Here is a 14,077-nt window from a genome sequence, read left to right on the forward strand (position 1 = left end):
GAGAATAGTCGCGAAACGGCGCGCGCGCCGGTCCGGGCACTCTCGAACATCACATAAGAAAGCAATGTGCCCCCCTCGTCGGTCCCGGGGTCGGAAAAATCCGCCGTCGGTTTCGACGCCACTGCCAGGCACTTGTGAGAACAGTCATATCGCCCGGACCGGACCCCGACCCGGGTCGAGTTGCCCGCCTTCCGAAGGGGACGCCGGCTGGGTAGAATCTGCCGGTAGAGAACTGCGGCGCCCGGCGCCGCCTGGGGGGATCGGATTCAGCGAATGACGTCGTGTTGACGTTCGGCACCTCGGTGATCGCGGTGTCGGTCGACCCGTATCACCGTGCTGTGGTCGCGTATGGCTACGAGGCGTCGGCCGCGGCCTCCGAACGGTTCATCGAGCAGGTGCTGATGCCCATCAGTCCGCAGGCTCGATTCCACCGACGGTCAGACTTCTACTGGCTCATCTACCTCCCGTGGACCGGTGCCGGTGACGAGGAACTCGGACGCAACGCACTGATCGAGGCGGCCCGCACCAAACTCGGCGCCCACTCCGTGAGTGACGGCGAGCGCAGCTGGTTCCTCGACGTGTGCATGGGTGTCGCCGTCGGCGACGAGCAGCTCGAGGCGAGTTCCGAGGACGATCTGGTCCGCCACGCGGACGCCGCGCTGTGCGTCGCGCTCAGCAGCCGACGGGCCGTCGTGTTCGCCTCCCCCACCATGCAACGTCACATCCGGGCCGAGGTCGATCTCGCCGGCTGGCTGACCCGGTCGGTCGAGCGCGACTTCTCCGTCTTCTATCAGCCGATCGTCTCAGTCTGCGACCGGCGGGTCGTCGGTTATGAGTCCCTGCTCCGGTGGCACACCGAACTCGGTGTCCTCGCTCCGGACGCATTTCTTTCTGTGGCCGAGGGGATCTCGCTGTTGGCGCCCATCGGGCGGCATGCGATCGGCGAGGCCATCCGGGACCTGTCGGGCGAGATCACCCGGAAAGTCGGCGCGAACACGTTCGTCTCGCTCAACCTGTCCGGACAGCAGCTGTGGGACGACGGGCTCGTCTCCTATGTTGCCGGGCTGATCGACGGACACGGCGTGGACCCGTCGAGGGTCTGGGTCGAGGTGCGCGAGGATCAGGCGATCCGCGTGGACACGTCCGCCTCGCGGGCGATCGACGCACTGCACGATCTCGGTTGCACGATCTGCATCGACGACCTGGGCGCCGGGTTCTCGGCGCTTCGCTACGTCCGGGACCTCCCGGTGGATGTGCTGAAGGTCGACCGGACCCTGATCGCGCAACTGGCCGACAGCTCCCCGGACCGCGCCGTCGTCCGGGCGATCGGCGAGATGGCCGCGGCCACCGGGGTGCAGATGGTGGCCGAGGGCATCGAGTCCGAAGAGGTGCTCCCGATACTGGAGGAGTTCGGCTTCGACTACGCCCAGGGCTACCTGTTCGGTCGGCCCGCGCCCCTCGCGGACCTGTTCGGATCCGATTCCTGAAGATCGCTCTCGGCCGGAATGTGTTGTGAGCGAGCCGCGCCGCACCCTGAGGTGTGAGGAGCGATGGCTCGCTTCGCTCACACCTCAAGGGGGGCAAGAGATCACCCGCGTTCAGCGGGCGGCGGTCACGTGACCGTCCCGGTCTCGATCGCTTGTGGTCGGCCGGAACTCTCCACCTCGATCCGCCGCGGCTTGGCCTTCTCGGCGACCGGGATCGTCACGGTGAGGACGCCGTTGTCGTAGCGCGCCGAGATCGCCGAGCTGTCGATGGCGTCGCCGAGAGTCAGCTGGCGGCGGTAGGTTCCGGAGAATCGTTCGCTGGTCAGCCACTGCACGCCTTCGTCGGATGGCGTACTCCGCTGGGCGGACAACGTCAGGACGCCGTTGTCGACACTCACGTCGATGGAGCCGGGGTCGGCGCCCGGCAGATCGGCGACGAGCAGATAGTGATCCTCGACCTTATAAAGGTCCAGAGGCATGAAACGGGGAGTGCGGGCGGTTCCGGCCGCTGAACCGGTCATCATGCCTCGGGTCCAGGCATCCATGTCGGAAAAGGGATCGAAACGAAGCACAGCAGTTCACCTCCTGTTCTACAAGGCTGCTCGCCACCCGTCAGACGAGCAGTTCATCGCTGTACTGCCAACGAAGATAGCACCGGATCCCGGGCTCGTCTAGCACTCCAGGGGTGAGAGTGCCAGAAAATTTCCGACCATGGAAACGACACCGCCCGGCCGCGAGTTCGACTGTGCCGGTGGTGGTCCCGGAATAGCAGGGACGACCCGGAGCGGGGTCGAACGGCGCGGTCGGGCGTCGTCGGATGAGGAGTTGGTCAGTCCGTGAGCTCGGTGGCGTCGATGGTGAAGCCGGCGTTGCGCAGGCGGTCGACGAGGGCGTCGCCCATCGCCACCGCCGTGGTCAGCACCCCGGAGCGTTTGGGCAGCCGGTCGCGGTCGAGGGCCAGTGCCAATGCACTCTCGGCGAGCATCACCGCGGTGGCCTTGTACCCGGGGTCGCCCTGGGCGCGCATCCGAGCCCGGTATCGTCGGCCGGTGGTGGTCCGCGTGAATGTGTCGACCACGAAATATCCGCTGTCACGGGCCTTTTCGCTCGGTCCGTCACCGGGTTTCGGCAGCACGCGGTCGAGGACCCGACGCGTGGGGCCGAAGCTCATCGCCCCCATGAACGCGCCGGTGCCGACCGCGACCGCGCCGGCGAGCAGGGTCGACACCGCGGGGACGCTGCCCACGCTCATCGTCTCCGCGTAGTGGAAGTTCTTGCCATAGGCGTTGTCCAGCAACGCATTCGACCGTCGGACGATCCGGGTGTTGTGTGCCGCCATGAAGAAGGGGGCGAGCGTTCCGCGCAGCGACGGGTCGACCTTCTTGGCGTTGATGATGGACAGGTCGCTCGGCTCGTCGGACAGGCTGACCCGCGGCACGTCGCCCGGGCCGCTCGACAATGCCTGCGGGTTGAGCATGAGCCGCCGCGACTGCGCGTTACGTGCCTCCTCGGCGATGACCCGCATGGAGTCGATCGTGCCGCCGGAGATCCCGCCGCGCATCGACGCCACCACGAGGGTGGTGTCGGTCATCTCGCCGGCGTCGTCGTCGGAGACCTTCTTGTACAGCGCGTAGGTGGTGATGTCGGACGGTACGGAGTCGAAGCCGCAGGAGTGGACGATGCGTGCCCCGGAGGCGGCGGCGACCTCGTGGACCTTGTCGATGGAGTAGCGGACGAACGGGACCTCGCCGGTCAGATCGACGTAGTCGGTGCCGGCGGTGGCCGCCGCCACCACGAGGGCCTCGCCGTACTTGAGGTAGGGACCCACGGTGGTGCAGACGACCTGGGTGCGCGCGACCATGGCGTCGAGCGCCGCGGGCGACTCCGCGTCGGCGATGATCAGCGGCCAGTCGTGCGCTCGCAGCGGCAGTCGTTTGCGGGCGTCGGTCAGCTTCGACTCGTTGCGTCCCGCGAGTGCGATCTTCGTGCCGATGGGCGCGTGATCGGCCAGATACCGCGCCGTGAGTTCACCGACGAAGCCGCTGGCGCCGTAGACGACGACGTCGAATTCGCGACCGTGCCCGGTGGATCGGTTGTCGGGAGTGGATGTGCTGTCGATGTTCGATTCCCCGCTCATCTCCCCGACTTTACGTGGGACGCGGGTCACACGTAAGCGCCGACCGGTCCGGGACGCTCACGGCGACCGCCGCGCGGCGAGACGGGCCGCGAAGGGCGCCACGAACAGCATGAGCAGCACGCGCAGGATCTGGGCGGCGACGACGAAGGCGACGTTCCCGCCGGCCCCGGTGGCGGCGGCGAGCACCGCGTAGATGCCGCCCGGTGTCGTCGCCAGATAGCAGTCGAACATCGACTCGCCGGTCCATGCCGAGAGCACCACGCCCAGAAGTGCGCAGCCGGCCCCGATGGCGAGGATCAGCACCAGCGCGAGGGGCAGGACGCGGCCGATCGCACGCAGTCGCGGCATCGTGAAACCCAGACCCGCCTGCCATCCGATCACCGCGTAGGCGACGGCGAGCAGGGCGGGGGAGACCTCCGCGGAACCGGCGATCCCGGTCAGCTCGGCCACGGTCGCCAGCGCCAGCGGACCGAGCAGACCGGCGGCGGGCATGCGCAGCAACCGGCCGAGCGGAATCCCCACGCCGAGGCACACCGCGAGCAGCAGCAGGCCCCAGGCCTGATCCTGCAGGCTTTCCGCCGACCACGCGTCGGCGCCCGGCGTGACCGCGTCGCCGTCGGCGCCGAACACGAGGGAGGCGACCAGCGGGATGGTGACGGTCACCAGCGCGACGCGCAGGTACTGGATGACCGCGACCATCCGCTCGTCGCCACCGAATTCGCGGGTCAGCGCCACCAGTCCGGACGCCCCGCCGGCGACGAGCGCCAGGGAGCCGGTCAGCGGATCGACGTCGCGGCGCAGTCCGAGAAGGGCGCCGCATGCGATGGAGATGACGAGCGTGCCCAGACCGATGACGAGGACCGGGAACCACGACGACCCGAGGCCGCTGATCGTCTCCGGCTCGGCCATCGTGCCGATGAAGACCCCGAGGACGCCCTGCGACGCCACGAACGCCCACCGCGGGACGATCGGGTCGTCGGAATCGTCGGAACCGGTGTGCGTCCGCCCGGGTGCCCGGCCGGCGATCGCGAGGGCACCCGCGACCACGAGGCCCGCGAACAGGGCCGCGGCGTCGACGTCGAACACCTCGAGCACCAGCGTCGCGACCGCGGTGAGGAGTACCAGCACTGTCCAGCGACGCACTGGGTCCACCCTAGGCCCGCCGCCGGGAGCGAGCGGGGCGAGTGGAGCCCGCCGCCGGGAGCGGAGCGAGCGGGGCGAATCGAGCGGGTCGACGCTCAGGCGGGTCGGGCGGTCCCGAGGCTCAACGCACCGAACGGTTTCGGGACGCCCGGCTGATAGAACTCGTCGACGGTTCCGAGTGCGAAGCCGGCGGCGGTCAGTGCGGCTCGCACGTCGCGGGTGAGATGGCAACCGCCCGCGACGCGCTTCTGGACCGGCTCGAGTCGCCGCTGCCATCGGCGGACGCGGGAGTCCGGTGCGCGGCCGTGTTCGAGGAATGCAAGCCGGCCGTCGGGGCGCAACACGCGTCGCAGCTCGCCGAGCGCCGCCCTCACATCGGGGATGGTGCACAGGGTGAAGGTGGTGAGCGCGGAGTCGAAGGAGTCGTCGTCGAAGGGGAGTCGTTGGCCGTCGAGTCCGGCGCGTTCGATGGGCACCGGTGAGGCGGCGACGCGTTCGGCGGCCATCGACCAGCCGACCGCGGACGGTTCGACCGCCGCGACCTCGCTGAGCGCGACCGGGTAGACGCCGACGTTGAGGCCCGAACCGAATCCGATCTCGACCATCCGGCCGGACAACGGGGCGCAGGCCCGCGCTCGCAGCGGTGTCAATGCGGCCATGCCGCAGGTGCGTTCGATGAGGTGCGGCAGGACTCGGTCGTCGTAAAAGCCCACGTGACGAGGGTAACGCCGCTCCCCGCCGCGATGTCGAAACTCGGGTACCTAGTCTTGTGGGATGAACCGACCGGCCCAGAACGCCCCGGGGCCCAACCCGTCCACGCTGCAGGCCCGGGTCATCGTCGACGAGATGATCCGCGGCGGTGTCCGTGAGGCCGTCTTGTGCCCGGGATCGCGCAATGCGCCGCTCGCCTTCGCTCTGCACGCCGCCGATGCCACCGGGCGTCTCCGGCTGCACGTGCGGATCGACGAGCGGTCGGCCGGGTATCTGGCGCTCGGGCTCGCGGTGTCGTCGGGGCAGCCCGTACCCATCGTGATGACCAGCGGCACCGCCGTCGCGAACATGGGACCGGCCGTCTTCGAGGCGAACTACGCGCGGGTGCCGCTCGTCGTCATCAGTGCCAACCGTCCCTATGAGCTCCTCGGCTCCGGCGCCAATCAGACCGTCGAACAGTTCGGCATCTTCGGGACCCAGGTGCGCGCGGCGATCAGTCTCGGTCTCGCCGAACAGGATCTCGACACCAACAGTCAGTGGCGGTCGGCGGTCGGCCGCGTCCTGGCCGCCGCGCGTGGCGCCCGTACCGGCAATGCCGGCCCGGTGCAGTTCGACATCCCGCTGCGCGAACCGTTGGTCCCCGACCCGGACGAGCTCGTGGGCGCCGACCCGACGAGTGACCTCGGCACTTTCTCCGGCCGGCCCGGGGGACTGCCCTGGACGCAGGCGCCCGTCGGCCGACTCGATGTCCCGCTGCCCATCGACCTGTCCCTGGACACCGTGGTCGTGTCGGGGCACGGATCGGGCGTCCATCCGGGTCTGGCGGGGGTCCCGACGGTCGCCGAGCCGACGGCTCCGCGTGCGACGACGCCGCTGCATCCGCTGGGCCTCGGCTCGGTGCGGCCCCAGCAGGCGATCATCTGCGGCCGGCCGACGCTGCATCGCGGGGTGTCCCGCCTGCTCGCCGACCCCGAGGTCCGGGTCTACGCACTGACCACCGGGCCGCGCTGGCCGGACGTCTCCGGCAACGTCTACGCGACCGGGACGCGCATCGAGGTCGTCGGCGAACCGCGTGAGGACTGGCTCAAGGAGTGCGCGGCGGTCCAGGAACGCGTGGCGTTCGCCGTGACCGCCGAACTCGACGAACCGGGGCCGGCGACCGGACTCCACGTCGCACGCGCGGTCGGCGACGCCATGGCCGCGGGTGACCAACTCGTCGTCGGGGCCAGCAACCCGATCCGCGACATCGCCCTGGCCGGTCGGATCGCCGACGGCGTGCGGGTCCTGTCCAACCGCGGCGTCGCGGGTATCGACGGCACCAACTCGACGGCGATCGGTGCCGCGATGGCGCTCGACCGGGACCGGGCCGGCGCGCGGACCATCGCGCTGATGGGTGACCTGACGTTCGTGCACGACGCGACCGGTCTGGTCGTCGGACCCGGGGAGCCGCGCCCGTCGTCGCTGCGGATCGTGGTCGCCAACGACGACGGCGGCGGCATCTTCGGCCTGCTGGAACAGGGCGATCCGCGGTACAACACCGGGGTGTACGCGGGAGCATACGAACGGGTCTTCGGCACACCTCACCGCACCGACATCGCGTCGATGTGCGCGGGTTTCCACATCCCGCATCGGCGGGTCACCGTCGGCGAACTGGGTGCGGTGCTGGCGCAGGACCCGGTGTCGGGCGGTATCGAGGTCGTCGAGGTCGCCACCGACCGGGAGCGGCTGCGAGCCGTGCACGCGGCGATCGCGGCACGTCTGCGGTAGCGCGGCGGCGGTGACACGGCAGCGGTGGTCGGGGCACGAACCGCCCGATCGATGCCCGCTAGGCTGAACGGCATGAATCCGGTGATCCAGCGACGCGTGCAGCTCGGTCTGCTCGTCGTCGGCGTCACGATCACCTTCATGGCGCTGACCCTGATCGCCGGGTGCTTCAAGAACGACTCGACGATCGAGGCGAGCAAGGCGACCGTGATGGCCGAGGTCGTCTCCGTGGACAGCCTGCATGCCGCGGTGAACTTCCAGACGCCCGACGGTTCGTTCCACAGCCCGCGCTTCGGGTTGCTGTATCCGACGGAGCTGAGTGAGGGGCAGCGCATCAGCGTGGACTACGCGGTCTACAACCCCGATCTCGCACGCCCGACCGGTCGCACCGCGGTGCTGTCGATCATCCCGGCCCTGTCCGTGGTCGTCGGGGCGTGGCTGGTCGTCGGCCTGCTGATGGTCGCGGTCGCGGAGTTCAGCCGGCGCTGGGCGCGACGCGACGAGCCGGACGAGCCGGATGCCGTTGCGGCCGAAGGAGACACGGCCGAGCGCGACGAGACGGTCAGCCCGGGATCACCCTGAGGGTTTCGCCGGTGACGACGATCGCCTCGTCGTCACGCAGGAAATGAAGCCGGTGGCCGGCACCGAATAGTCTCCGCGTCGCCTCGACCGGGCCGCGACCCCCGACCGTGCCCTCCGCGTGCGGGATCACCGTGACCCCGACGAGCCCGAGACCTTCGGTCGAGGTCAGGGGAGCGGTTTCGGTGGGATCGTCGAGAAGTGCCAGCGGCGCGATGTCGGGGCCCACCACCGCGGCGCCTGCACTGACCCCGATGTAGGGCAGGCCGGCTCGTACCGCGTCGACGAGCACACGGTCGGCGCCGGCCGCCCGCAGCGCGCCGAGCAGGTGAAAAGTGTTGCCGCCGGCGACGAAGACGGCATCGACCTCCCCGAGTCGCCGGGCGAAGGCAGTCGTGCCGGATGTTTCCGGGTCGAGCTCGGTCACCTCGTATCCCTGCTGACGTAGCGTGTCCCGCTCGAGGTCGAGCCACGCGTGATCGGGATAGATCGACGACGCGGTGGGCAGGTAGCCGATGCGGCAGCCCGGCCCGGTGAGCGGCGTGAGGAACCCCGGCACGGGGGTGAGCCAGCGGCTCAGCAGCAGCAGGTGGGTGTCGGCCACCTCTCCACTGTGCCCTGGTGCGCGGGCAAGGAGGTGTTCACCCCGAATTGGGCGGACCGACACGTCCCGGAGTGCGGGCCGGTCACGTCCACGGTCGACCATCGTGCTCATGCGCGTCGCGATCGTCGCCGAGAGCTTCCTGCCCCAGATGAACGGGGTGGTCAACTCCGTCCTCCGGGTTGTCGACCATCTCGAGTCCACCGGGCACACCGCCGTCGTCATCGCACCCGACACCCCGCGCGGCGAGCCGGGCGGGCCGCGGCTGGTCGGCCGCCGGACCCCGGTGCACCTGCTGCCGGCCGTGCAGGTGCCGCGGGTGACCTCGCTTCCGGTGGGAGTGCCGTCGCCGCTGCTATACCGCACCCTGCGCGACTTCGAACCGGACGTGGTGCACCTGGCGTCGCCGTTCGTGGTGGGTGCCGCCGGCGCGCTCGCCGCCCGAGCGCTCGGCGTGCCCGTGGTGGCCGTGTTCCAGACCGATGTCGCCGGATTCGCCGCGGCCTACCGGCTGGGTGCGGTGGAGAAGCTCGCGTGGCGATACACGCGCCGGTTGCACGAGATGTGCGACCTCACCCTCGCGCCGTCGACGGCGACGTTGGAGGTACTCGCCGCACACGGCGTGCCGCGGCTCGCGCGGTGGGGCCGCGGGGTGGATGTGGGTCTCTTCTCGCCGGACAAACGCGACGCGTCACTGCGCGCGGAGTGGCTGGGGTCGAGAGCACACGACGACGCCCTCATCGTCGGGTTCGTGGGACGGCTCGCTCCGGAGAAGCACGTGGAGCGGCTCGCCGGGCTGTCCGGGAACCCGCGAGTCCAGCTGGTGATCGTCGGCGACGGTCCCGAGCGGGACCGGCTCGAACGTGTCATGCCCGATGCGGTGTTCACCGGTGAACTGCGCGGTGAGGCGCTGGCGCGCGCGTATGCCGGCTTCGACGTGTTCGTGCACGCGGGCGAACACGAGACGTTCTGCCAGGCCATCCAGGAGGCGATGGCCAGCGGGCTGCCGGTGATCGGTCCCGACGCGGGCGGCCCGCGCGACCTGGTCTCGGCCTTCCGGACCGGATACCTGCTGGAGGTCGCGAGCTTCGCCGACGCGCTCCCCTCGATCGTCGAGTCACTGCACGACGAGTCGGTGCGAGCGGCCTTCGGCCGCGCGGCGGTGCAGGCCGTGCGCGCCCGCACGTGGCCGTCGGTGTGCGCGGAGCTGGTGAACCACTACGCCGCCGTGACCGGTGGTGGGGTCGTGACCGAGGTGGGGCGGCCGGCCTGAGGTGCGGGGGCCGCTCCTTCGGCGACGAACCTCACGGCAGTCCGACCCGCGCCGCCCGGTAGCGTGATCGGCATGTCATCGACGGGCGCGACACCACCGGAACGAGCGAGTCTGGGCCGGGCGAGCCTGGCGAAGGACCCGGCCGAGGTCGCGGCGATGTTCGACGGCGTCGCTCGGCGCTACGACCTCACCAACACGGTCCTGTCATTCGGTCGGGATCGTGGCTGGCGCAAGAAGACCCGTCGGGCACTCGACCTGCACCAGGGCGACGTCGTCCTGGACCTCGCGGCCGGTACCGCGGTGTCGACCGTCGAGCTGGCGTCGTCGGGTGCGCATTGCATCGCCGCCGACTTCTCGCTCGGCATGCTCAAGGCCGGGGCGCACCGGGCCGTGCCGAAGGTCGCCGCGGACGCCCTGTCGCTCCCGTTCGCCGACGATTCCTTCGACGCCGCGACCATCTCGTTCGGCCTGCGCAACGTCAACGACGTGCCGACGGCACTCGCCGAACTCCGGCGAGTGCTGAAACCCGGTGGGCGGCTGGTGATCTGCGAATTCTCGACGCCGACGCTGAAGCCGTTCCGGACGGTGTACATGGAGTACCTGATGAAGGCGCTACCCGCGGTCGCGACGAAGGTGTCGAGCAGCCCGGCCGCGTATGTCTATCTCGCCGAGTCGATCCGGGCCTGGCCGGATCAGTTCGCCCTCGGCGACCTGATCCGCGAAGCCGGGTTCTCGGGGGTGCGGTGGGAGAACATGACCGGTGGTATCGCCGCGATCCACTCGGCGCGGGCCTAGGAGTTCGCGGCCCGCGGTGTCTCGACGCCGGGAACGGTGTCGTGCGACACAGGGCACCCCGGCGCGAAGGTGCCGAGGTCGTCGATGCGGAAACCCTTGGGGTAGCTGCGAACCTGCTTCGTCTGCCGTCCGAAGAGCGGTTCTGTCCGCGGCGGTGCGAAGAGCCGGATGGCGAGTCCACGAGCTTTGAGTCCGCCGCGGACCAGCACCCGCTCGAACGCGGTCGGTTTCGGATAGCCGAATGCGTCGAGGAGCCGATCGTCCATGAGCGCGAACGACATCCGGCGCACCACCGCACGCGGCAGCAGCTTGTACGGCATGAACGTGCCCAAAAGGTCCAGGGTGGCGTCGGCGACGGCGAGCGAGTCGGGACTGAAGGCGAAATGGGCGGTCTCGTACTCGTCGTAGAACTTCTTGAAATCGTCGTAGGTCTCGGGGATGTCCTTGATGCCCATCACCTGGCCGAGCCGGCGGTAGTAGTTGGTGAGACCGAGGATCTCGTGGTTGGTCAGTGAGCGCCATTCGTAGGCGTTCACCCACTCCACCGGGCAGACGACGAAGGTGGCGAGCACGTAGCGGAAGTCGTCGTTCGGGATGTCGTACATGCCGTGCATCTGGTTGATGCGGCGGATGCCCGCCCGTCCGGCCGGGCTGTCGACACCGTGCTCGGTCGGGGCGTCGAGCAGCAGCACCGTGTCGTCGTAGCGCTTCTGCGTCGACTCCGTGAACTGACCGGTCTTGTAGAGGAGGTCGCCGATCGACGGCACCGCGTACGTCCGGAACAGGGCGAAACTCAAGGCCTGCGTGATGCCCCACGGGAACTCTCGCGTGGCGAGGGCGCGCGCGATGGCGGTGGGGTCTCCGACCGCATCCATGTGGTCGATCTCGCCGCGCAGGTGATAGCGCTGTGCCAGCCGGTTCTGGAGGGCGTGCTTGGCTCGGGTGGCGAGAGTGGATGCGGCGGACATCGTGCATCTCCTGGGTCGACGGGTGGCCTGATTGTGTCACAGGTGTGGCGGCGACCACACCGGTTGGAACACTACAGCCCTGCCGTCTCAATGCGCCAGACGACGGTGTCGACGGCCGGACCTCAGGAGAACGGCGGACGCGGGTCGATCTGCCGGGAGACGCGTCCGGCGGTGCGCCAGGCACGGGCGACGAGGTCGGCGTCCTCGGCGGTGATCAGGTTGCCCATCACCCGCACGACCATGGACATCAGGTGCGGGGACCGGATGCCGGGACGTCCCAGCGTGGGGACGGCCTTCGGCATGGTGAGCAGCCCGGCGAGGCGGCGGGCGGCGGAGAACGCGAGCCCGTAGTGCTCCACCAGGACATCACGCCACCGGTCCGTGTAGTCGTCGGTGCCGAGGAGTTCGACGGCGAGCCTCGCGGTCTCGAGGGCGTAGTCGATGCCCTCGCCGTTGAGCGGGTTGACGCATGCCGCGGCGTCGCCGATCAGCATCCAGTTCCGGCCGGCGACGCCGGACACCGCACCGCCCATCGGCAGCAGGGCCGAGGTGATGCGGACGGGCGGGCCGTCGAGTGCCCACTCGTCGTGCACCATCGCGGCATAGTGCTCGAGGATCGGCCGAAGGGCCATGTGCGCCGGCCGCTTCGACGTGGCGAGCGCGCCGACGCCGACGTTGACCTGGCCGCCGCCGGCCGCGCCGAGTGGGAAGACCCAGCCGTACCCGGGCAGCAGTCCGCCGTCGGGTCCGCGGAGCTCGAGGTGCGACCCCATCCAGTGCGCATCGGCGCGCGCGGAGGGTGCGTATGCGCGTGCGGCCACACCGTAGGCGGTGTCTCGATGCCATTGCCGCCCAAGCGTTTTGCCGACTCCCGACCGGACCCCGTCGGCGACGACGAGGTCGGTCACCCGCATCGTGTGCGAGCCCGTGGGGGTCGCGAAGGTCACCGCGCCCACCCGGTCGCCGTCCATTTCGACGTCAACAGCCTTGACGCCCTGCATCATTCGCGCTCCGACCGACACCGCGTGGGCGCGGATGGCCTCGTCGAACTCGGTTCGTGCCACCGCGCTCCCGTACGACGGGAAACGGCCGGACGGCCACCGGACCTGTTGGCGGGCACCCCAACCGTTGAGCAGGAGTCCGTCGATGCGCGGACGGTCGGCGAGCAGCGTGCCCAACCCGAGCGCGTCGAGTTCGGCGACGGCGCGCGGCGTGAGTCCGTCACCACACGTCTTGTCGCGCGGGAACACCGCGGCGTCGGCGAGGACCACGTCCCGGCCGGCGGCGACGGCATGGGCGGCCGCCGCGGATCCACCCGGTCCGGCGCCGACGACGAGGACGTCGGCGGAATCGGGGAAAAGAGGGGTCGTGTCCGTGCTCACCCGACCAGTATGTCCGGACCCCCGACGGGTTAGGCTCAGCAGCAGGTGGGGTTGACGCGGCGATCGCGTGTCGCACCGACGAGAATTGCCGGATCAGACGAGATGGGGCCGCGTTTCCGTGAAGTCCACATTCGCCGGGGTTGACCTGGTGTCGGATGAGTTCGCCGATACGGTGCGCTCCTCGCTACAGCGGGTCGAGGATCTACTCCTCGCCGAGCTCTCGTCGGGCGACGAGGTCATGACGGAGGCGGCGACCCACCTCGCCAAGGCCGGCGGAAAGCGATTCCGGCCGATGTTCGCGATCCTGGCCGCCCAGTTCGGTCCGCGCCCGGACTCCGACGACGTCATCACCTCGGCGACGGTGGTGGAGATGATCCACCTCGCCACCCTCTACCACGACGACGTCATGGACGAGGCCGCCATGCGGCGCGGTGCGGCGAGCGCCAACGCTCGATGGACCAACAGCGTGGCCATCCTCTCCGGTGACTTCCTGTTCGCGCGCGCCTCGCGACTCGTCTCGACGCTGGGTCCCGAAGCGGTACGCATCATCGCCGAGACCTTCGCCGAACTCGTCACCGGTCAGATGCGGGAGACGGTCGGCGTCAAGCCCGGTGCCGACCCCGTCGAGCACTATCTGCGGGTCGTCTGGGAGAAGACCGGGTCGCTGATCGCCGCCGCCGCCCGTTTCGGGGCCATGGCCTCGGGGGCGACCGCCGACGACATCGAGCGGCTCTCGCGCATCGGCGACATCGTCGGCGTCGCCTTCCAGGTGTCCGACGACATCATCGACATCAGCTCGGTGTCGGTGGAGTCGGGCAAGACGCCGGGCACCGACCTCCGCGAAGGCGTGCACACGCTGCCGGTGCTCTACGCCGTCGCCGGGGACGACGCGACGTCGGCCCGGTTACGCGAGCTCCTCGTCGCCGCCGACGGCACGGCCAGGCCGCTCACCGACGACGCCGAGGTCGCCGAGGCGATCGAGCTGCTCGGCTCGTCGGCGGGTATGACCGCCGCCCGGGCCAAGTTGCAGGAGTTCGCCGACGAGGCGCACGCGATGCTGGCCGAGCTTCCCGAGTCACCGGCCCACCGGGCCCTGGCATCGCTCGTGGACTACACGATCGAACGCGTCGGCTGAGGGGGTTTCGACTCCGCTCAATCGGCAGGGAACTCCGCTCAACCGGCAGGGAACTCGCTCAACCGGCGGGGGACTCCGCTCAACCGGCAGGGAACTCCGCTC

13 protein-coding genes are annotated in these 14,077 nt (G+C 69.9%); 6 read left to right on the forward strand and 7 right to left on the reverse strand.

From position 1 onward, the window contains the following. The first annotated feature begins 281 nt into the window (after nt 1-281). The gene (locus KTR9_RS05630; protein ID WP_014925584.1) at nt 282-1,487 is read left to right on the forward strand and encodes an EAL domain-containing protein; all 1,206 of its coding nucleotides are present in this window, start codon (nt 282-284) and stop codon (nt 1,485-1,487) included. Nucleotides 1,488-1,612: 125 nt separating this feature from the next. Here the strand turns inward: KTR9_RS05630 and KTR9_RS05635 are convergent, their stop codons facing one another. From KTR9_RS05635 to KTR9_RS05650, 4 genes are all read right to left on the reverse strand, one after another. Further along, nucleotides 1,613-2,059, reverse strand: a complete 447-nt coding sequence (locus KTR9_RS05635) for an Hsp20/alpha crystallin family protein (protein ID WP_014925585.1) — start codon at nt 2,057-2,059, stop codon at nt 1,613-1,615. A 257-nt stretch (nt 2,060-2,316) separates the two neighbouring features. Further along, a complete protein-coding gene (locus tag KTR9_RS05640; RefSeq protein WP_044505982.1) occupies nt 2,317-3,624 on the reverse strand; it encodes a saccharopine dehydrogenase family protein in 1,308 nt (435 codons plus the stop codon). Nucleotides 3,625-3,681: 57 nt separating this feature from the next. Next, entirely contained in the window at nt 3,682-4,767 is a 1,086-nt protein-coding gene (locus KTR9_RS05645; RefSeq protein WP_014925587.1) for an AbrB family transcriptional regulator, read from the reverse strand. Between the two features lie 95 nt (nt 4,768-4,862). Continuing rightward, a complete protein-coding gene (locus KTR9_RS05650) occupies nt 4,863-5,480 on the reverse strand; it encodes a class I SAM-dependent methyltransferase (protein ID WP_014925588.1) in 618 nt (205 codons plus the stop codon). 61 nt (nt 5,481-5,541) lie between these two features. On the opposite strand from KTR9_RS05650, the gene menD reads away from it, so the two are divergent. Further along, the gene (menD, locus tag KTR9_RS05655; RefSeq protein ID WP_044505984.1) at nt 5,542-7,245 is read left to right on the forward strand and encodes a 2-succinyl-5-enolpyruvyl-6-hydroxy-3-cyclohexene-1-carboxylic-acid synthase; all 1,704 of its coding nucleotides are present in this window, start codon (nt 5,542-5,544) and stop codon (nt 7,243-7,245) included. 72 nt (nt 7,246-7,317) lie between these two features. Continuing rightward, nucleotides 7,318-7,824, forward strand: a complete 507-nt coding sequence (locus KTR9_RS05660) for a hypothetical protein (protein ID WP_044505986.1) — start codon at nt 7,318-7,320, stop codon at nt 7,822-7,824. Here the strand turns inward: KTR9_RS05660 and KTR9_RS05665 are convergent. Beyond that, a complete protein-coding gene (locus KTR9_RS05665) occupies nt 7,805-8,425 on the reverse strand; it encodes a Type 1 glutamine amidotransferase-like domain-containing protein (protein ID WP_014925591.1) in 621 nt (206 codons plus the stop codon). The genes KTR9_RS05660 and KTR9_RS05665 overlap by 20 nt on opposite strands. A 109-nt stretch (nt 8,426-8,534) precedes the next feature. Here KTR9_RS05665 and KTR9_RS05670 point away from each other — a divergent pair, with 109 nt between their 5' ends. After that, nucleotides 8,535-9,695: a glycosyltransferase family 4 protein gene (locus KTR9_RS05670; RefSeq protein WP_044507623.1), complete on the forward strand. Its 1,161-nt coding sequence runs from the start codon at nt 8,535-8,537 to the stop codon at nt 9,693-9,695. Nucleotides 9,696-9,767: 72 nt separating this feature from the next. Further along, nucleotides 9,768-10,490: a demethylmenaquinone methyltransferase gene (locus tag KTR9_RS05675; protein ID WP_044507626.1), complete on the forward strand. Its 723-nt coding sequence runs from the start codon at nt 9,768-9,770 to the stop codon at nt 10,488-10,490. Here the strand turns inward: KTR9_RS05675 and KTR9_RS05680 are convergent. Together KTR9_RS05680 and KTR9_RS05685 are read right to left on the reverse strand one after the other, a co-directional pair. After that, nucleotides 10,487-11,458 (reverse strand): oxygenase MpaB family protein, encoded by a 972-nt coding sequence (locus tag KTR9_RS05680; protein ID WP_044505988.1) that lies wholly within the window; start codon nt 11,456-11,458, stop codon nt 10,487-10,489. The genes KTR9_RS05675 and KTR9_RS05680 overlap by 4 nt on opposite strands. 122 nt (nt 11,459-11,580) lie before the next feature. Continuing rightward, nucleotides 11,581-12,840: a geranylgeranyl reductase family protein gene (locus KTR9_RS05685; protein WP_044505990.1), complete on the reverse strand. Its 1,260-nt coding sequence runs from the start codon at nt 12,838-12,840 to the stop codon at nt 11,581-11,583. 118 nt (nt 12,841-12,958) lie between these two features. On the opposite strand from KTR9_RS05685, the gene KTR9_RS05690 reads away from it, so the two are divergent. Beyond that, nucleotides 12,959-13,975 carry a polyprenyl synthetase family protein gene (locus KTR9_RS05690; protein WP_014925596.1) on the forward strand — a complete coding sequence of 339 codons (1,017 nt, stop codon included), beginning with the start codon at nt 12,959-12,961 and terminating at the stop codon, nt 13,973-13,975. The last annotated feature ends 102 nt before the right edge of the window (nt 13,976-14,077 follow it).

The organism is Gordonia sp. KTR9, assembly GCF_000143885.2.
Taxonomy (GTDB): Bacteria; Actinomycetota; Actinomycetes; order Mycobacteriales; family Mycobacteriaceae; genus Gordonia.

What these genes read in the sequence shown, in the direction of transcription:
- KTR9_RS05640 (WP_044505982.1), bottom strand. Translation starts at nt 3,624, where the DNA reads ATGAGCGGGGAATCGAACATCGACAGCACATCCACTCCCGACAACCGA.
- menD (WP_044505984.1), top strand. Translation starts at nt 5,542, where the DNA reads ATGAACCGACCGGCCCAGAACGCCCCGGGGCCCAACCCGTCCACGCTG.
- KTR9_RS05660 (WP_044505986.1), top strand. Translation starts at nt 7,318, where the DNA reads ATGAATCCGGTGATCCAGCGACGCGTGCAGCTCGGTCTGCTCGTCGTC.
- KTR9_RS05670 (WP_044507623.1), top strand. Translation starts at nt 8,535, where the DNA reads ATGCGCGTCGCGATCGTCGCCGAGAGCTTCCTGCCCCAGATGAACGGG.
- KTR9_RS05675 (WP_044507626.1), top strand. Translation starts at nt 9,768, where the DNA reads ATGTCATCGACGGGCGCGACACCACCGGAACGAGCGAGTCTGGGCCGG.
- KTR9_RS05680 (WP_044505988.1), bottom strand. Translation starts at nt 11,458, where the DNA reads ATGTCCGCCGCATCCACTCTCGCCACCCGAGCCAAGCACGCCCTCCAG.